The following is an 18,013-nucleotide window of genomic DNA, read 5'->3' on the forward strand; positions in this document are numbered from 1 at the left end:
TTTTTTAGGAGACATGGAAATTACGAAAAAAATGGGGGAAGGAGAGCATATCGTTTATTCGATTATTGGTCAAAAAGCAGATTTGCTATTTTTCACGCTTCGACCGACGCTTGAGGGTTTAAATGAGGTTGAGAACCAACTGAATAAGCTACGTATTGCGGATTATTTATTACCAGCTTATTCTTACGTTTCCGTTGTCGAACTAAGCAATTACTTGGCAAATCATCTGGCGAAAGATGGAAATCCTTATGAGAATAAACATGTGCGTGAGCGTTTGTATCCAGAATTGCCAGCCCGCAAACATATTTGTTTTTATCCGATGACAAAAAAGCGTAGTCTAACAGATAACTGGTACATGTTGCCGATGGAAGAGCGTCAAACTATGATTCGAGACCACGGTGCAATTGGCCGTACGTATGCTGGAAAAATAAAGCAAATTATTGGCGGATCGATTGGTCTTGATGATTTTGAATGGGGCGTAACGCTTTTTGCAGATGATGCGCTTGATTTTAAACGAATTGTTACCGAGATGCGCTTCGATGAGTCTAGCGCTCGTTTTGCAGAATTTGGTTCGTTTTTAATTGGAAATTATATAACAGCAGATGCATTGCCGAACCTTTTTAGAATGTAGTGTTAGAGCCTAGCTTCCCTTATAGTGAGAGCTAGGCTTTTCTGTGTTCTTAGCTGCGCAACCATACTTTAGGAAATGCAGAGTTTGTCCAAGCCCAGCCCAAGCTTCAGCCTCAACAACCGTTTTAACCTCCATAGTTACAAAATTGTAAGCCACCTCCTTCAAAATGTCATCTTACTCAATGGAACGCATTCCTTTTTCCCGTTACACTAAGCCTATACGTTATTTATTTAGGAGGAGTTTACATGGAAATAGTATTACAAGCAAAGAATGTTCGTAAAGTGTATGGAATAAAAGGAAATGTGTATACAGCTTTGGATAATATTAGTTTGGAAATCGCAAAAGGAGATTTTGTTGGTATCATGGGGCCTAGTGGTGCCGGTAAATCAACACTACTCAATGTTTTTTCAACCATCGACAAACCGACGTCTGGTGAGATTCAAATTTCAGGGCAGGAGCTTGAGTCGATGAACGAACAGCAAATGTCCACATTTCGTCGTGATCAGCTCGGTTTCATTTTTCAAGATTATAACTTATTGGATACGCTTAGTGTTCGGGAAAATATTATCTTACCGCTTGCACTCGCGAAACGTCCTGTGAAGGAGATGGAAGCAAGTCTTGATAAAGTTGCAGATACATTCGGCATTCGTGACATTCTAGATAAGTATCCAAATGAGATTTCTGGTGGGCAAAAACAACGGACAGCTGCAAGTCGTGCGATTATTGCTAATCCTAGTTTGATTTTTGCAGATGAACCGACAGGAGCGCTTGATTCTAAATCAGCAACGGATTTGCTCGAAAGTTTGAAAGGCCTAAATGAGCAGGAGCATTCAACGATCATGATGGTTACACATGATGCTTATGCCGCAAGCTTCTGTAAGCGAATTTTATTCATAAAAGATGGTGCTATTTTTACTGAAATTTATCGCGGAACGAAGACGCGTAAGGAGTTCTTCCAAAAAATTCTTGATGTGTTAGCGCAATTAGGGGGCGACATGAATGACGTTATTTGATTTAGCAAAAAAGAATATTAAACATAATTTTATTCACTACTTCCTCTATTTTGCATCAATGAGTTTCTCGATTATGATTTACTACACATTCGTATCGCTAGCGAAAGACCCAGCCGTTGTTGAACGTATCGACAGAAGCGCCAAGCTTTCTGCGATTTTCAACGCCTCATCGATTGTCTTAATTATTTTTGTTGCCATCTTCATTTTGTATTCGAATCATTTTTTCACACGGAAACGCAAAAAGGAAATCGGCCTTTATTCCCTACTCGGCCTTCGTAAGAAAGAAATTGGCCGTATGCTTTTTTATGAGAATTTCTTGATGGGTGTTGTCGCACTTGCTGTCGGGATTGGTCTTGGGACGCTGCTATCCAAGCTTTTCGTCACGATTCTACTCAAGGTCATGGATTTTGGTGGTGTAAGTAATTTTGTCTTTTCAATGGATGCCGTGATTAATACAGTTATTATTTTCATCGTTATTACACTCATTACATCGCTCAGCGGATATCGCATTATTTATAGTACGACGCTTCTCGATCTGTTTCATTCGGAAAGTAAGCGTGAAAAAACACCGAAAAACAATCCAGTTCTAGCGATTATAGCTATTTTATTCATTGCGGGAGGCTACTTCCTTGCCCTCCAACCACTTAGTGAGGAATCACTTCTAGCAAAAATGGGACCCGGAGTTGGCATGTTGACCATCCTATTCTCTGTTATCATCGGAACGGCGCTACTTCTAAGCAACTTCTTACCGTTCCTACTCAACCAGATTCGCAAAAATAAACGAATTTTCTATAACGGGACGAATATTATTAGTAATTCTCAGCTTGCTTTCCGAATTGCTTCAAATGCGAGAACTCTAGCTGTTATCGCTATTCTAAGTGCTACAACACTTACCGCAATCGGTGCTATTGGAAGTCTTTACTACAATGTAAACAAAGAATCTAATCTGATGTATCCTTCCACTTTTGAATACACAATTGTTGATAAAAAAAGTAATGAAGAAGCATTGAAACTTGCCGAAACGAATACAAAAACACCAATGACGGGTCATCAAGAAACAGCTTTGCGCAACATTAAAGCTACCAGTGATCGTGAAATGCCGTATGAATACAATCCTGATTCTGGTTTCACATTCATTAGTCAAACAGATTACAACAAACTTCTAACTCTTCAAAACAACTCTGATGTCAAAAAAGCGGATCTTCAGGATGACGAAGTGATTCTTATTGCACCGGCTTCCCTCCGCGACGAAAAAGCAGCGAAAACACTTGAAAATCAAACTTTCACCTTAAAGAACAGCACCAATCAAAAAGTAACCTTAACAGAAACCTTAGATAGACCGCCTCTTGCCAGTACTTACTACCTTCTAATTGTTTCTGATAACGTAGCTAAAACAATTTCAACTCAAAAAACACAAACAATACAATCTATCATGGTTGAAAATCCAAAAGACGCAGTTCCGCTCAGCGATAAAATGGATAAAGTACTTCCTGAAGATGCTATTTTCCTGAGCTACCCAACCAGTTACGAAGTATCAATGAGCACGATTGGCGTACTCCTTTTCATCGGTATGTTTATCGGTCTCGTTTTCCTTGCAGCAACCGGTAGTATTATTTACTTCAAGCAACTAACAGAAGCATATAACGATGTTGCAACCTACGATATTCTGAAGAAAATCGGCTTGGATCGCAAAGAAATTCGTAAAACAATAGCCAAGCAAGTGCTCGTGATTTTCCTCATACCGCTCGTACTTGGTATTGCTCATAGTTCCGTCGCGCTAATCATGCTTTCCAACATGCTGCAGATGGATCTCACATTACCAGTCGTTATCAGTACCGGAATCTATACAGCGATGTTTACGATTTACTACTTCTTGACCGTCAACACTTACACAAATATCGTGATAGGCAAAAAGAAATAAAAAAACATAAGAAGGATGATGTACCGGTCTTTCCTGCGGGTACACCATCCTTCTTTCTTGTATTTCCATCCATTTACGCTAAAATAGACTTATACCGTTCAAAATCGACTGGAGGAATAACGATGGAAAATTTATCAGAATACTTAGCAAAAATCGATAATCCTGAACACAAGGCACAGATGCAAGAAGTTTTCAGTTGGGTGAATAAAGAATTCCCCGACTTAAAATCAAAAATCGCATGGAATCAACCAATGTTCACTGACCACGACACGTTCATTATCGGATTCAGTATCGCCAAAAATAACTTTGCAGCATCACCTGAAGCAGTAGTAGTCACGCGCTTCTCAGACGCCATCAAAGCAGCTGGCTACACACATACAGCAAATCTAGTCCGGTTCCCGTGGGATAAACCCGTAAATTATGACTTATTGCGAGATATGATTGCCTTTAATATTACAGATAAAGCAGACTGTGAAACATTTTGGCGGAAATAATAAAATATATAGTCAAACGTCCTCTCATTAAATAGCGGGCGTTTTTTAATGGCAAAAAAAATATCGCTAATCCAGCAATATCAGCAGGTTTAGCGATTAAAAGGGAGTTTAAGGTAAGAAAGACTCTCAATTACTAAAAAGGGAGAAAAAGTAATTAAGATGTCGTTGCTTACATGTATAATACCCCGCTATTTGGAATCCAATCCTTTTTTTTAACCTTTTTTTGTTAAAGTTAGGTAACAAAAATTACCATCATTCATTTAGCATTACGAAATCCCTTCTTACGCAACGTTTTTTATATTACAATACTGGTTTATATTTTGCTACAGCGATAATAAAACAAATCCATCCGGTGATGAATGCTACACCACCAAGTGGAGTTACTGCTCCAAGGATGGTGATTTTGGTGATGCTGAGTACATATAAACTGCCTGAAAACAAAATAATTCCGGTCCCGAACAAATATCCTGCTGTTCGCAATAGCCCACTATTTATTTTGCCAAGTAGTAAACCTACAATTAGAATCGCTGTAGCATGAAACATTTGATATTGAACGCCTGTTTCGAAAGTTGTGTGATAGCTTCCTAGTATTTCTTTCAATGCATGTGCCCCGAAAGCGCCTATTCCTACGGCTAAACCTGCAAATATGGCACCTATTATTAACATTTTTCTCATTTCGTATCCCCCTCTAAAAATCTAGCAGTGAATCACCATTGGATCCATCTCCTGTCTCTATTTTGCCACCATCAATCGTCGCTGGTTTAGCTACAGGTAATTCGCCTGTCATCGCTTGATATTCCCTGCTTGAACTGAATGTTGCTGACGATAAGGGGGGCGAATTTTGATCACGCATTACTTCTATTAATACGGCTAATCCATGCAGATGCAACTGTTTTTCTTGTTCTGATTTGGCCGCTTTCGCGAGGTTCAATTCCTGCTCCATCTTCGTAAAAAGGGTTCGATCCGATATTGTCATTGTAGGCTTTCCTCCTGCTGGTCTAATTGGCGAATTACACGTGCTGGATTTCCGGCAACGACCGTGTTTGCTGGCACATCTTTTGTCACAACAGAACCGGATCCAATAACCACATTATCGCCAATCGTAATCCCTGGATTAATTACACTACGACCGCCAACCCAAACATTATGGCCAATCGTGACACTTTTTGCAAATTCTCGTCCACTATTTCGCTCTGTCGCGTCAAGCGGATGGTACGCTGTATAAACATGGACACCCGGTGCAAACATACAATTGTTACCAATTTTAATCGGAGCACAATCTAAAAATACACAATCAAAATTCGCGTAAAAATCATCGCCAACCGCCATGTTATAGCCGTAATCAAGACGTACATTTGGCTCCATGTAGACATTTTTTCCTGCTGATCCTAATAATTCACGGATATGTACTTCACGCGCAACAGCATCACTCACAACACCGTTAATCTTCGCACAGAGTTCACGAGCTCTTTCTCGTCCTGCTACAAGCTCTGGGTCTCCCGGTCGATATAATTCACCGCTAATCATCTTTTCACGTTCTGTCATCATTTTATAGCCACCCTTCCCTATTTTTATCAACTCCTTCCATTATACCGTTTTTCTAACAAAAAGCCCAATTCAAAAATGGTTTCTGAACTGGACGGATATCACATTATTTTTCGTTTGTTGGTAGGAACTGAAATACTTTTTTTAAATGAGCCGGTTATCAAAGTTACGATGGCTAGTACAAGCAAAGTAAAATCGAACTCATACCCACCGATAAATCCTTTTGAGAAGGTTACGGTCACAATAGCTACTGATAGAATACCAATAATTAGCGCAGATGCGTATGGTACTAGCACGCCAAAAATAAGTGCCAAACCACCAATTATTTCAAGAGGGGCAACAATATACGCCATAAACCCAGGAATTCCTAAACTATCAAAAAAACTGAACCGTCCCCCCAATACCACCTGTGAACTTCTGTAACCCATGTAAAAAGACAATCCCACCAAGCAAAATTCGCACAATCAAAATACCATATTTATTCATCTTATAATCTCCTTTATTTGTATAGTCAGATTCATTATGCTGAAAAAATATATCCTACTACTTAACTAAGTATTAATTTTTTCTTAAATTCTACTTTTATAACCTCTGATTCATCAATTTTTACTTACTGCAATTTTGCTAAAAAAAATGATATCCTAGTGGTGTAGGTACGAAAATGGGAGGATTCTATTATTATGATAAAAGTAATTGCTTCAGATATGGATGGCACACTGCTTAACTCAAAAATCCAAGTAGACGAGGAAGGCGTAAAAGCTATCGAACAGGCTCGAGCAAAAGGTATTCATTTTGTCTTGTGTACAGGGCGAATGTACGATGATGCGATGCAACTCATCAACCACGCAAACCTCTATGGACCAGCAATTTGTATGAATGGAGCTGAGATTCGTGATGAACACGGCAAGATTTTGAAACAAATTCCAATCGACAAAGTCTCAGCACGATATACGTATCAAGTGTTGACAGACCTCGGAATGTATTGCGAGTTCTTCACTGATATCGGCCCGATTTCACCGAATAAAGATAAAGGCATCGAGCTCATGAAGGAAATTCAAGGAAAAGTGCACCCAGATTTCAGTGCCGAAGAGATTCATCGCTATGTTGAGGAACGTTTTGAAAGTAAGGATGTTCATGTGATTGATGATACGGAGCGCCTGTTCAACAATGAGGATATCACGATTTTGAAATTCATCGCCTTTTCTTCTGATCAAGCGGTACTCAAAAAAAGCAAAAAAAACAACTCGAGGCACAGGGAAGCCTGGCGATTAGCTCTTCTTTTTCCGACAATATCGAAATTACACATATCGATGCTCAAAAAGGACTTTCTTTACAATATTATGTTGAAAAAATGGGCGTCACAATGGACGAAACTTTTGCGATTGGTGATAATTTCAATGATGTTTCTATGTTGAAAATGGCGGGTTACAGCGTCGCAATGGGCAATGCTGAACCCGAAGTCAAAAAACTAGCCAAGCACATTACTGATTCAAACGACGAACATGGCGTAGCAACTGCAATTCACAAAATGCTTGAAACAAATAATTAAGTTAACTGGAGGGAATTTATCATGACAATCAAAAAAACATTAACTATAGCGGGCTCGGATTCTAGTGGTGGCGCTGGACTCCAAGCAGATTTAAAAACATTTGAGGAATATGGTACGTTTGGCTTTTCAGCGATTACAACAATCGTAACAATGGATCCTGACAATAATTGGAGCCATGGCGTGACGCCGCTTGATGCTAATTTATTACGCGCCCAATTGAAAACAATCCTTTCAGGTGGTCCTGTTGACGCGATGAAAACGGGAATGCTCGGTTCAGTTGAAATCATCGAAGCCACGCGCGATGCCATCGATGAACACAACTTGCAAAATGTCGTGATTGATCCCGTGATGGTTTGTAAAGGCGAAGATGAGCTTATTCAGCCGGAAAATGCCGAAGCAATTCGCGATTTATTGTTGCCTCGCGCGTTGATCACAACACCGAATCTTTTTGAAGCCGGGCAACTTTCTGGACTTGGCAAACTAACAACGCTTGACGATATGAAAGCTGCTGCCAAAAAAAATTGTAGCATTAGGTGTAAAGTACGTTGTCATCAAAGGTGGAAAATCATTGCAAAGCGACAATGCAATTGACCTATTATATGATGGGACAACATTCACTGTTCTTGAAACACCAAAAATCGATACAAACTTCAATCACGGTGCTGGTTGTACATTTGCAGCAGCAATCACAGCTGGACTTGCGAAGGGCTTAACTGTGGAAGAAGCTGTGCATAAAGCAAAAGACTTCGTAACCGCAGCTATAAAAAGTGGATTTGCTTTCAATAAATTTATCGGCCCAGTATGGCACGGTGCTTATAATAACGCTGAAAACAGATAAATAGTTAATCTTGCTTGGTTTTCCAAGCAAGATTTTTAATTGTGAATTACTTTTCATACCAATTCATCTCCCAGGCATGTTATAATAATAGCGAAACTTATTTATAGGGGGATTTAAATTCATGACAGAAAAAAAAGATATGATAAATAAAGCGTCGTCTGACAAAAACTATTTTTGGCCCATTATGATTCTATCCTTTGTCGCGGTCGTTGTTATTTTACTGCTATTTTTCTCACCAATCGGTTATCAAGGGAAAGTTGACTATGACTTATCTATTTTTCCACGACTCAATGCGATTTTTAACAGCTTTACGTTTGTATTTTTGTTAATTGCATTATGGGCAATTATTGCGAAGAAAAACGTGAAGATGCACCGCGGTTTTATTTTAGCAGCCTTCACATCAACATTATTTTTCCTAGTCAGTTACTTGACATTTCACTACATGTCTGCGGAAACATCGACATTCGGTGGAGAAGGAATTGTTCGTTCTATTTACTTTTTCATCCTGATTACGCACAGCTTCTTGGCTGCTATCGTTGTGCCTTTAGCGCTATTCGCACTCGTTTGGGGATGGACAAACCAAATCCAAAAACATAAAAAAAATCGTTCGATGGACCATGCCAATTTGGCTTTATGTCAGCCTAACCGGTGTACTTGTGTATCTGTTTATGGCGCCTTATTATTAATTTTGGCATATTCGTGTAACATTCATCAGCTATAATTAATTAGGGAGAATTGTTTTGCTGTTAGCTTCAATTTTATGAACGAGGTGAAAGATATGGCCACTCGCCAAAATCGCAATCAACCAACAAAGAAGAAACTACGTAAAGGCAGGACTATTTTTACAATTATTATAGTCATTATACTGGCCATCGCTGGACTTGGTTTTTACCAATATAAATCGAGTTTAAATGCAGCAGAGGCTGATAATAGCATGAAAGAATTTGAATTTAACGGACAAAAAGCCGAAGATGTGAATGATCTCAATGTCTTATTAATAGGAAGCGACTCGCGCGGAAAAGATCAAGGTCGTTCGGATTCCTTGCTTATCGCTCACTATGATACGAAATCAAAATCACCGAAATTAGTCTCGATTATGCGTGATACATATGTCGATATCCCTGGTTACGGCTTAAACAAGATTAATGCGGCTTATTCATTTGGTGGCCCAGAGTTAGTTCGCCAAACAATTAAAGAGAATTTTGGTGTCAATATTGAATATTATGTGGTTGCCAATTTTGAAGGTTTCCCAAAAATTGTCGATACCCTTGCGCCAAATGGAATTGAAATTGATGCAGAGAAAGATATGTCTAAAAATATCGAAGCAAACATCAAAGCTGGTAAACAAAAAATGGATGGTGAAACTTTGCTACAATACGCTCGCTTCCGTCATGATGCGGAAAGTGATTTCGGCCGGGTTCGTCGTCAGCAACAAGTTCTTAATGCCCTAAAAGACCAAGCACAAAGTATTGGTACTATTACGAAGCTACCTAGTTTAATTGGCACGATGCAAGGCTATACAAATACGAATGTAACAACAGGTATGATGATTTCTATCGGAAAAGATTTCGTATTAGGTAACGCAAAAGATATGGCAGATTTCCGCCTACCGGTCGATGGTACGTACAAAAATGTACGCAATTCACACGGTTCTGTGCTAGATATTGATGTGGCAGCCAATGCAAAAGCGCTACAAGACTTCTTAAAGGACTAACATTCATCGAAATCACTCGTTATTCATGGCGAGCGGTTTCTTTTTTTTGACTATCGCCCAGAAGAGGCATATACTAATAGTCAAAGAAGGGCAGTGATTTTTATGACCGATAATAAATTGGAGCAAATTCCCTTATCAATTCTTGATTTAGCCAGCATCCGTGAAGGTTTCAATGAAACCGATGCTTTCCATAATAGTAAATCGCTCATTCAGTTCGCTGAAAAAACGGGATTTCATCGTTACTGGGTGGCTGAGCATCATGGGATTCCTGGAGTGGCTAGTTCTGCGACAGCTGTTTTAATAGGTTTTCTTGCAAGCCATACAGAAAAAATTCGCGTTGGCTCTGGCGGTATCATGCTTCCGAACCATTCACCACTTGTTATCGCAGAGCAGTTCGGCACGCTAACAACGATGTATCCGGGACGAATTGATCTTGGCCTCGGTCGCGCGCCAGGCACTGATTTTAAAACAGCTCGTGCACTTCGACGTGATTTGCATGAAACCGTAGAAGCATTTCCCAATTCAGTCATTGAGCTTGGGAACTATTTTTCTGATGAAGGTAATAATGGTATTTTTGCCATTCCTGGTCGCGGCCTTCACGTTCCGCTTTATTTACTCGGCTCTAGTACCTACAGTGCAAAATTAGCCGCAAAATTTGGCTTACCATTTGCCTTTGCAGCTCATTTTGCACCGAATGAGTTAGGGAACGCACTAGAACTTTATCGCACTCGCTTTGAGCCTTCAAATATTTTGGACGAACCTTACGCGATGGTTACTGTGAGTTCAGTTCTTAGCGATACGGTCGAGGAAGCTAATTTCCTAGCTACGTCTGGTCATCTTTCATTCTTAAACCTGACACGTGGCAAACCGACTCCACTTCCCAGACCGGTGGCAAATATCGATCAAATCTGGTCTGAATACGAAAAAAATGCGCTTTTGCACCAGCTTAGATATTCCTTCATCGGTGATAAGAAAAAAGTAGCGACAGAACTGGAACAATTCATGCAGGCATATCAACCAGACGAACTCATTGTCTCGTCCAATATATACGACCCATCACTCAAACAAAAAAAACTACCAGCTACTTCACGAAATTTGGGAAGAAACAAGAGGCCAGGACAAAACTCATTTTTATACAAAATAAGCAAGATAACACAAATCCTTTTTTCGAGTAGGACGTGAATCTTGCTAGACACAAATCGAGCGAAAGCGTTTGTATTCAGGGGTTTTGGTGGAAGCCGGAGAGCTGCGCATACGACTGTATGTGATGACTGAAAGCAGGGAGAGGGTAGTTTTCTCAGGCCATGCAAGAAGTTAAGCGTAGCAAGTATTGCGTAGCAGAACCGTAGAAAGGGTCGCCTATTCGCGATGCTCATAGGCATATTGGGACTGTAACTCATTCCATGTCGAACAGTCGGGAAGGATTACATGCTCGCTTTACTCGCATGTATATTGGGACTGTAACTCATTTCATGTCGAACAGTCCCAACAATGCGAGCGCTTGTCGTCGATTTATTTGGGTTATACCCCAGCCTCTTTTTCATTAGTAACCGTATATATTTTCTCTACCTTTTCTTGTGAGAATAAAACGCCATGTAGTGCTCCACCAAATACCGCACCGCCATCAATATCGATAATCGAGCGATCCGCTGAGTACCAAATAGCTGTGGAATGATCAGTATTCAAACTTTCCGTTGGTGTGTGTCCGACTACAAAGATTTTTCCAGTACGATTCGCTCCTTGCTGAAATGACTCACGAACCCAAACCATATCACGCTTGGGTGTTTGTTTCCAATCCGCAAGTTCAAAATCAACACCTGCATGAACAAATACAAAATCACCCCATTCAAAATAATATGGTCGATTTCTAATGAAGGAAAGTTCGGGAGCTGCCTCATCTTCAACTCGTCGTGCTAATTCTTCTGGTGTCATTTTTGCTGATGTTTTGTAGGTTAGTAGGCTTTCAATCGTTTCCATTCCTCCCTGGCTTATGTAATACATCATTTTCTTGCAAGGGTCAGCAAGCCAGTCGAGTAACATATTTTCATGATTTCCACGCAGAAAAATAGCACCATACTTTGCTTCAAGAAGTATGGCTTTACGGATAACCGCCCCTGGGTTCTTTCCCCGATCAATTAAATCGCCAACAGATAACAACCGCTCTTTGTCAGGTGTCCAATGCGTCAAAAGTTTCTCGAAAGCCACTATCTCACCATGAATATCTCCTACTGCAAATATATAATCCATCCTCATCACCTCTTATGTAAATACCCCTGAAGCACTGGGGTCAGTTAAAACCAGACTTCGAAAGGCAGTTTCACTATCATTCTAGATTGTTTTATAATTTGTTTATTTTCTTTTCTACAGATTTAATTTCTTTTTCAAGCGCATTCATTCTTAATTCTGTAGCAGAAATTGTTCCATTTACTAGATTGGTATCGTTGAATTGATCTGTTTCGCCAAGCAATTCTTGATGTTGACGGCGCAACTCTATTAAACGATTCTCTAAATCTTGTTTTTCGTAAGCCATATATTTCACCTCCAAATAATATTATCTGTATCTATTTTACCTATAGCCTATTCCCCTTTACTTGAAAAGTCAATCATTTTGATGAAATGTAGATTATGACTATCATTGTGATGAATTGTATGGTACTTTTAAGTATATGGATTTTTTCACAAAAGAAAGGGGATAAAATTTTATGATGAGCATTTCAGAAATTCGGAAAATGACAAAGCAATCTTTAAAGGGAAATTGGGGACTTGCGATTGGTGGCATGGTGCTTGCTTATGTGATTTTAGGCGCTGTTTCTATGATTAACTTCATCCCATTCCTTGGAACCATTGGGTATTATATTTTTGCTGGTCCTTTTATGATTGGTGTGACTTGGTTTTTCCTTGCTATTACTCGTCAAGAAAAACCTGATATCGGTTACTTATTTAGTGGATTTAAAACGTTTGGCCGTAATTTACTGGCGGCGGTACTTGTATTCATTTTTACATTCTTATGGAGTTTGTTATTCTTGATTCCAGGTATTATTAAATCCTTCTCGTACTCACAAACATTCATGATTTTACGTGATGATCCCAATATATCACCACTAGATGCCATTACAGAGAGCCGACACCGCATGAATGGTCATAAAGGACGTTTATTTGGCCTCATATTATCTTATATCTGGGTGTTCTTTATTCCAGCTATTGTAATGATGGTTCTTGCTATCATTGCAGCTGCTACAACGGCTATATTTGAATATGGCTATGATGCATCATATTCATATGATTACTATGCGAGCTCGACTGATATGAGCCCAGTATTTCTACTAGTTTTTATTCTTGGTTATTTCTTGATGCTAGCTATCATGTTTGGTTTAGCTATTTGGATTTATCCACAAGTTCTCGTGTCTTGTGCTGTGTTTTATGATGATTTGTATGCAAGCACTGGCACATTTAGCGACGATATGGATACGACTGATTACACAACAACAATTCCTGAAGATGATACGTCGTTTGGTGCGATTCCCCCAGTTGATTCGACACCACCAGAAGAACCAGAAGCACCACACTTCGAGAATAAAACATGGGGTGCTGACTCAATGGTTAATCCTGAGTCGCCCGTAACATCGCCTGAGTCTGAAGCGGAACCAGAGCAACCAACACAACAGAACGATACAATCAGTGAAGCTGTCCGTCCATCAGAGCCAGCAGATTCTGAGGAAACAACGGAACAAAAGAATGAAAACGAACCAAAATAAGCATCTATCAGGTTTTACTGTACAAGAGGCCTCTGTTTCTGATGAGGAAGCTTTACAGCAACTGATGATAGATACAGCATCTTGGCTAAAGAGTCGCGGCTCTACACAATGGAGTGATATTCTGGCAGGAAAAGATGTCCACGAACTAAAGACACGTATTCGGGATGGCGAAGTCTTTTTAATCCGCAAAAACCATCACATTGCAGCGGCTTTTATTTTACGGAAAACAGCAAGCGATTGGGATGAACGTTTATGGCGTGATCATGGCTACCAAACTCCTGCACGATATTTGCATCGATTAATGATTGCTAGAGATTTCGCCGGGCAAAATTTAAGCCAAGATATCCTAGATTGGGCAAATGTGGAGTCTTTACAAACTGGATATCCTTATCTGCGCCTTGATTGCATCGCTGACAACAAAAAACTTAACACACTCTATCAAAATGCTGGCTTCATCAAAAAGGCGATTGTCGATGGCTTCTGTATATACGAAAAACGAACGTAGGATTAAGTCCTACGTTCGTTTTTTTTATTATGCGCGGAAGGCATTGAGCGCAAAATCATCAAACAAAGTCCGAATACGTTCATTCGCTAAATCATAATCATCAGCCTCAAAAGCATCCGCAATAGCTGTGAATTTCTTAATCGTCAAGTCCCGTTTATCCTCGGATCCTTGCTTCAAAACTGTTTCCATCGAAAAATTATTAATTGTAAAAAAGACACGTTTCACATTCTCATAATAATATGGGTTAGAATCATGTTTTAAAATACGGAAGAAAAATTGATGTTGATTGAAAATATAATCCTCCATATCTTGCAAATAAGAAGAGCGATCCATCGAAGCAATATAATTCCTCAATGCTGCTATATCCACCAATGTATTTTGCTCCTTCATTTTTTGAATCGTAGCATCCATAAATACCTTGATAACTTCCAAAAGATGGCCATATTTAGCTGGGTCAATCATCGAATCACGGACAACAACTCCACTATATGTACGGTAATCTAGAATTCCCTCCGATACCAGTGCTGTAATCGCCTTACGAATTGGCGATCGACTCACTTCTAGCTCCTTCGCCAAACGTTCCTCCGTCAAATGCTCATTCGGCTTCAGTTCTCCTTTTTTTTATTTTCTCGATAATGCTAAAATACACCATTCTGTCTAGCGTCTTATATTCTCGTTTACTTTTCAATAGCTTCGACACCCCTATCTTAATTACCAACATTGTAGCATAACCTTCCAAAAATTTCACCTATCGGAACGTTTTTATAATAAAATAATTGACCAGTTCCCGAACAATTATCTCCGCCTTATCAAAATTCTTCGTTATTAAGAGTTCATTCATGCGCATATAATGCTCAATTAAATAGGCTCCATTATGAAACGGGATTAATATAATTTCCTTCGGGGCTTTCGTCAAAAAATCGATACCCATCTTTCTAACCGTACTGTCAGCATAAGAATTACCCATATAAGCAATAAAATCAAAAATAATCTGCCAAACTTCCTCTGCAAAACCGCTCCTATTATCAGCTTTTAGGTAGCCTTCCATAATCGATAAGCGTTTATACAAATGCTCTGGTTCAAATAAGATTCCCTTATTTTCTATTTTTCTCATTGTTTTAATCGTCAAAACCTCTAGCATTTCCAACATCTCGATGAACTTGCCAACCGTCACTTTCGTCTCACTAACAAAGGCTCCTCGATTACTTTCAATTGTTAAAAAACCTTCCGTTTCAAGCATAACCAAAGCACGGCGCACCGGCGTTCTACTAATGCCAAGCTCTTTTGCAATCGTATTCTCAGGCACGCGATCCCCAGTTCGCAACTGCCCATTCAAAATTTTCTCCTTCATTATCTCATAAGCTTTTTTCTCATAGTTCTGTTTTTCCATAAAGATCAGTTCCTCTCGAAGTCTCATTTTAAAAGTACTTTTTGCGCCAAAATACAATGGTCGTAATAATCGTCACTATAATTGTTCCCATCATAATCAATCCAAATGCATATTCATTATCTGAAAATGGTAGCTTTACATTCATCCCGTAAATGCTCGCCACAATTGTCGGTAATGACAAAATAATCGTAAACGATGTCAAAAACTTCATCACTCGATTCAAATTATTCGCAATTACAGATGAAAAAGTATCCGACATTCCACCTACAATTTGCGTGTATGTATCCGTCATCGCAATAGCCTGCTTATTTTCGATAATGACATCCTGCAATAGCTCCTTGTCCTCGTCTTTATCTGTATAATGTGCCGCGACAACCATCTTCTCTAATATCGCTTTATTCGACTGTAGCGCCGTTGCAAAAAAGACTAGACTGCGCTGAATCGCCATAAATGCGTACAATTCCTCATTTTTCATCGATTCTCTAATATTTTTCTCAAGTGTATGCATGTGCTCAATTAAGTTGTTCAAATATTTCAAGAAATAGTAAGCAACCGCATATAAAATCTGTAAGACAAATGCAATATGATTTGCCGTATCATATTGTTCCATTCGCCTATCCATAATGTCCCCTAAAATAGGTATTTGTTCCAGCACGACTGTCACGACAACTTCTTTTGTTGTAATAATACCAATTGGAATCGTCTTAAACTCCAAGAAACCCATCTCATCTTTCGCCTCAATCGGGCAATCTATAATAACGAGCGAATGCTTGAAGTTTTCTTCCACGTGCTTTAGTTCAACTCGAGAGCGTTCCTCCCTATCCAACGGGTCTAAAATATGATCCTTGGGTATTTCGAACTTCTTCGAGAGTTGGTCAACCTCATCCGGAGTCGGTGCCACAACATGAACCCAGCTACCTTGTTGATAACTATCAATCCTCCGTATTTCAGCATTTTCCTGTGTTTTATAATACGTAATCATTCCCGTACCTCCCATCAAGTCATAATAGGAATATGCAATCTTTACAATACATTTCATTTATGTTACAATTATTATTAGTAAAACATATTTTGTAACAATGCGAGGTGAGCGTCATGGAGTCGATACAAATGATTTTGATTGGTTTTTGTTTCGCAATCTTTTTCTTTGCGCTATCTTTTGTTATTAGTAAGCTTGGTAAAATCTCGGTTTATTGGGTCTCACTTGGAGCAAATGCAGGGTTCTTTTTAGCCTTTCTACTTGTGCAACGAGCATTTCCAACAGAAGCTCGGAATGCCCTGTTCTATTTGAATCTAGGCATCCTAACTTTTGTACTCATTCAAGCCGCACTTGGACTTGCCCATTGGCTGCTAAAGAAAACAACAGTTCGTCAAAAGAATTGGAAACATTCCTAAATTAATTATAGCAAAATTTTGCCTATAAAGAAAAGCTAAGCATTGTGTCCAATGCTTAGCTTTTACTATTAGATATCATTTTAATTACTATCCCGCTAGGGTCTTCTACTAAGATACTATAATCAGATGCTTCTTGAAAGGTTATTCCACTCTTTGCGAAACGTTCTGCTATTACATTAACTTCCTCCTCTGTCTGAATAGTGTAGAAAGCTAGCCCCGTCTCTAATTCCCCTAGGCTAGGCAAATCTCTACCTGCCCAAATATTTGTACCAATATGATGATGATAGTCACCCGCTGCAAAAAATAAGGCTGACGGAATTTCTGTGGTTAGATTAAGTCCTAAGGCAATTTGATAAAACTTCCGAGTTGCCTCTAAGTCACGAACTTGTAAATGAATGTGTCCTATTTTTGTATCATATGGTGCGCCACTCCATTCCAATTCTGCTCCTGCCATCAATATCCCATCACCATCGACTTCATTTGTCGCCATGGGAAGATTACCAAATTCATCACGTTGCCACTCACTCATAGGTCGATCCGCGTAAACTTCAATACCATTGCCATCTGGATCACGGAAATATAGCGCCTCACTATAAATATGGTCTCCCGCGCCATCTATTGGGTAGTTACTTTCCAACAAGTGATGTAAAAAGCTACCCAACTCCGCCCTATTAGGTAGTAAGAATGCAGTATGATACAAGCCTGTTTTCGCCTGTTTCGGCGTGTTGCCATGCTTTATTTCTATCATTTCCACAAGCACTCGGCCATCTATGCCTAATGTTATTTGATTCGCCTCATTTGTTATCACTTTCAACCCGATAATTTCTTGATAAAAAGCTGCCAAAGTCTGTTTATTTCTCGTTCTTAAAACTACTTTTCCAATCTCCATACAGGTCATCCTTTCGTTGTAACTAATAAAATTACAACACAATCGCTCTCAAAAGTCCATTTTTTTGCTTACAATTAGTAAGCTCTCATTTTCGTTTTTCATACCCATTTAACTTTCGATACAATATCGAACGATGCAACCCCAGTTGAGATGCAGCCTTTGATATATTTCCATTATTACGCTCAATCATTTTTTTGATACAGTGAGCCTCCACCTCAGACAAATACGTTTTTAGGTCAACAAAACTATCTATGCGTTCTTCATAATACATATCGAGTATAGATGTGGATTTTTGGTTTATTGGTATCTCTTCCAAATTTATTCTCCTCCTCGAAATTGCTCATTAATGAACATATTGTAACATAAAAACAACT

General features: G+C 39.3%; 20 protein-coding genes and 4 pseudogenes. 12 read left to right on the plus strand and 12 right to left on the minus strand.

The annotated features are described in order from the left end of the window. From hemQ to PROCOU_RS08725, 4 genes are all read left to right on the plus strand, one after another. The coding region (gene hemQ / locus PROCOU_RS08710; protein WP_036071522.1) for a hydrogen peroxide-dependent heme synthase at nt 1–631 on the plus strand (631 nt) is incomplete at its 5' end. Between the two features lie 245 nt (nt 632–876). Continuing rightward, nucleotides 877–1,644 (plus strand): ABC transporter ATP-binding protein, encoded by a 768-nt coding sequence (locus PROCOU_RS08715; protein WP_036071524.1) that lies wholly within the window; start codon nt 877–879, stop codon nt 1,642–1,644. Continuing rightward, entirely contained in the window at nt 1,631–3,565 is a 1,935-nt protein-coding gene (locus tag PROCOU_RS08720; protein WP_036071525.1) for an ABC transporter permease, read from the plus strand. The genes PROCOU_RS08715 and PROCOU_RS08720 overlap by 14 nt, the downstream gene beginning before the upstream one ends. A 122-nt stretch (nt 3,566–3,687) precedes the next feature. Then, nucleotides 3,688–4,059, plus strand: a complete 372-nt coding sequence (locus PROCOU_RS08725) for an iron chaperone (RefSeq protein ID WP_036071527.1) — start codon at nt 3,688–3,690, stop codon at nt 4,057–4,059. Nucleotides 4,060–4,359: 300 nt separating this feature from the next. Here PROCOU_RS08725 and PROCOU_RS08730 read toward each other — a convergent pair whose 3' ends face one another. The 5 genes from PROCOU_RS08730 to PROCOU_RS18465 form a co-directional block, all read right to left on the minus strand. Further along, nucleotides 4,360–4,734, minus strand: a complete 375-nt coding sequence (locus tag PROCOU_RS08730) for a DUF423 domain-containing protein (RefSeq protein WP_036071529.1) — start codon at nt 4,732–4,734, stop codon at nt 4,360–4,362. Nucleotides 4,735–4,747: 13 nt separating this feature from the next. Next, on the minus strand, nt 4,748–5,035 hold the full coding sequence (locus PROCOU_RS08735) for a YwdI family protein (RefSeq protein ID WP_036071535.1): 288 nt from the start codon (nt 5,033–5,035) through the stop codon (nt 4,748–4,750). Beyond that, entirely contained in the window at nt 5,032–5,607 is a 576-nt protein-coding gene (locus tag PROCOU_RS08740; protein WP_036071538.1) for a sugar O-acetyltransferase, read from the minus strand. Before PROCOU_RS08740 ends, PROCOU_RS08735 begins: the two co-directional genes overlap by 4 nt. Nucleotides 5,608–5,705: 98 nt before the next feature. Continuing rightward, nucleotides 5,706–5,957: a DoxX family protein gene (locus PROCOU_RS08745; RefSeq protein ID WP_244266273.1), complete on the minus strand. Its 252-nt coding sequence runs from the start codon at nt 5,955–5,957 to the stop codon at nt 5,706–5,708. A 22-nt stretch (nt 5,958–5,979) separates the two neighbouring features. Continuing rightward, nucleotides 5,980–6,090, minus strand: a complete 111-nt coding sequence (locus PROCOU_RS18465; RefSeq protein WP_244266274.1) for a DoxX family membrane protein — start codon at nt 6,088–6,090, stop codon at nt 5,980–5,982. 194 nt (nt 6,091–6,284) lie between these two features. Here PROCOU_RS18465 and PROCOU_RS08750 point away from each other — a divergent pair. From PROCOU_RS08750 to PROCOU_RS08770, 5 genes and pseudogenes are all read left to right on the plus strand, one after another. Then, nucleotides 6,285–7,153 (plus strand): annotated as a pseudogene (locus tag PROCOU_RS08750) (Cof-type HAD-IIB family hydrolase). A 21-nt stretch (nt 7,154–7,174) separates the two neighbouring features. After that, a pseudogene (gene pdxK, locus PROCOU_RS08755) lies at nt 7,175–7,991 on the plus strand (pyridoxine/pyridoxal/pyridoxamine kinase). Nucleotides 7,992–8,112: 121 nt separating this feature from the next. Further along, nucleotides 8,113–8,677, plus strand: a pseudogene (locus tag PROCOU_RS08760) (DUF420 domain-containing protein). A gap of 92 nt (nt 8,678–8,769) precedes the next feature. Beyond that, nucleotides 8,770–9,705 (plus strand): LCP family protein, encoded by a 936-nt coding sequence (locus PROCOU_RS08765; RefSeq protein ID WP_036071705.1) that lies wholly within the window; start codon nt 8,770–8,772, stop codon nt 9,703–9,705. Nucleotides 9,706–9,807: 102 nt separating this feature from the next. Beyond that, a pseudogene (locus PROCOU_RS08770) lies at nt 9,808–10,849 on the plus strand (LLM class flavin-dependent oxidoreductase). Between the two features lie 377 nt (nt 10,850–11,226). Here the strand turns inward: PROCOU_RS08770 and PROCOU_RS08775 are convergent. Beyond that, nucleotides 11,227–11,952 carry a metallophosphoesterase gene (locus PROCOU_RS08775; protein ID WP_036071541.1) on the minus strand — a complete coding sequence of 242 codons (726 nt, stop codon included), beginning with the start codon at nt 11,950–11,952 and terminating at the stop codon, nt 11,227–11,229. 91 nt (nt 11,953–12,043) lie between these two features. Continuing rightward, entirely contained in the window at nt 12,044–12,235 is a 192-nt protein-coding gene (locus PROCOU_RS08780; protein ID WP_036071544.1) for an Lmo0654 family protein, read from the minus strand. 172 nt (nt 12,236–12,407) lie between these two features. Here PROCOU_RS08780 and PROCOU_RS08785 point away from each other — a divergent pair, with 172 nt between their 5' ends. Both PROCOU_RS08785 and PROCOU_RS08790 read left to right on the plus strand, forming a co-directional pair. Continuing rightward, entirely contained in the window at nt 12,408–13,460 is a 1,053-nt protein-coding gene (locus tag PROCOU_RS08785) for a DUF975 family protein (RefSeq protein ID WP_036071547.1), read from the plus strand. Continuing rightward, nucleotides 13,441–13,965, plus strand: coding sequence for an N-acetyltransferase (locus tag PROCOU_RS08790; protein ID WP_036071549.1), 525 nt, complete (start codon nt 13,441–13,443; stop codon nt 13,963–13,965). Before PROCOU_RS08785 ends, PROCOU_RS08790 begins: the two co-directional genes overlap by 20 nt. A gap of 27 nt (nt 13,966–13,992) precedes the next feature. Here PROCOU_RS08790 and PROCOU_RS08795 read toward each other — a convergent pair whose 3' ends face one another. From PROCOU_RS08795 to PROCOU_RS08805, 3 genes are all read right to left on the minus strand, one after another. After that, a complete protein-coding gene (locus PROCOU_RS08795; RefSeq protein WP_149023646.1) occupies nt 13,993–14,541 on the minus strand; it encodes an FCD domain-containing protein in 549 nt (182 codons plus the stop codon). A gap of 172 nt (nt 14,542–14,713) precedes the next feature. Beyond that, nucleotides 14,714–15,355 carry a GntR family transcriptional regulator gene (locus PROCOU_RS08800; RefSeq protein ID WP_051994304.1) on the minus strand — a complete coding sequence of 214 codons (642 nt, stop codon included), beginning with the start codon at nt 15,353–15,355 and terminating at the stop codon, nt 14,714–14,716. A 28-nt stretch (nt 15,356–15,383) separates the two neighbouring features. Beyond that, a complete protein-coding gene (locus PROCOU_RS08805; protein WP_036071551.1) occupies nt 15,384–16,337 on the minus strand; it encodes a magnesium transporter CorA family protein in 954 nt (317 codons plus the stop codon). Between the two features lie 113 nt (nt 16,338–16,450). Between PROCOU_RS08805 and PROCOU_RS08810 the strand changes: the two genes are divergently transcribed. Continuing rightward, nucleotides 16,451–16,750, plus strand: a complete 300-nt coding sequence (locus PROCOU_RS08810) for a hypothetical protein (RefSeq protein ID WP_036071553.1) — start codon at nt 16,451–16,453, stop codon at nt 16,748–16,750. 55 nt (nt 16,751–16,805) lie between these two features. On the opposite strand, the gene PROCOU_RS08815 is transcribed toward PROCOU_RS08810, so the two are convergent. Next, nucleotides 16,806–17,639 carry a VOC family protein gene (locus PROCOU_RS08815; protein WP_051994305.1) on the minus strand — a complete coding sequence of 278 codons (834 nt, stop codon included), beginning with the start codon at nt 17,637–17,639 and terminating at the stop codon, nt 16,806–16,808. A gap of 85 nt (nt 17,640–17,724) precedes the next feature. Then, nucleotides 17,725–17,955 carry a helix-turn-helix domain-containing protein gene (locus PROCOU_RS08820; RefSeq protein WP_036071558.1) on the minus strand — a complete coding sequence of 77 codons (231 nt, stop codon included), beginning with the start codon at nt 17,953–17,955 and terminating at the stop codon, nt 17,725–17,727. Nucleotides 17,956–18,013: the final 58 nt, after the last annotated feature.

This window comes from Listeria rocourtiae FSL F6-920 (assembly GCF_000525975.1).
In the GTDB taxonomy this organism is placed as follows: domain Bacteria; phylum Bacillota; class Bacilli; order Lactobacillales; family Listeriaceae; genus Listeria_A; species Listeria_A rocourtiae.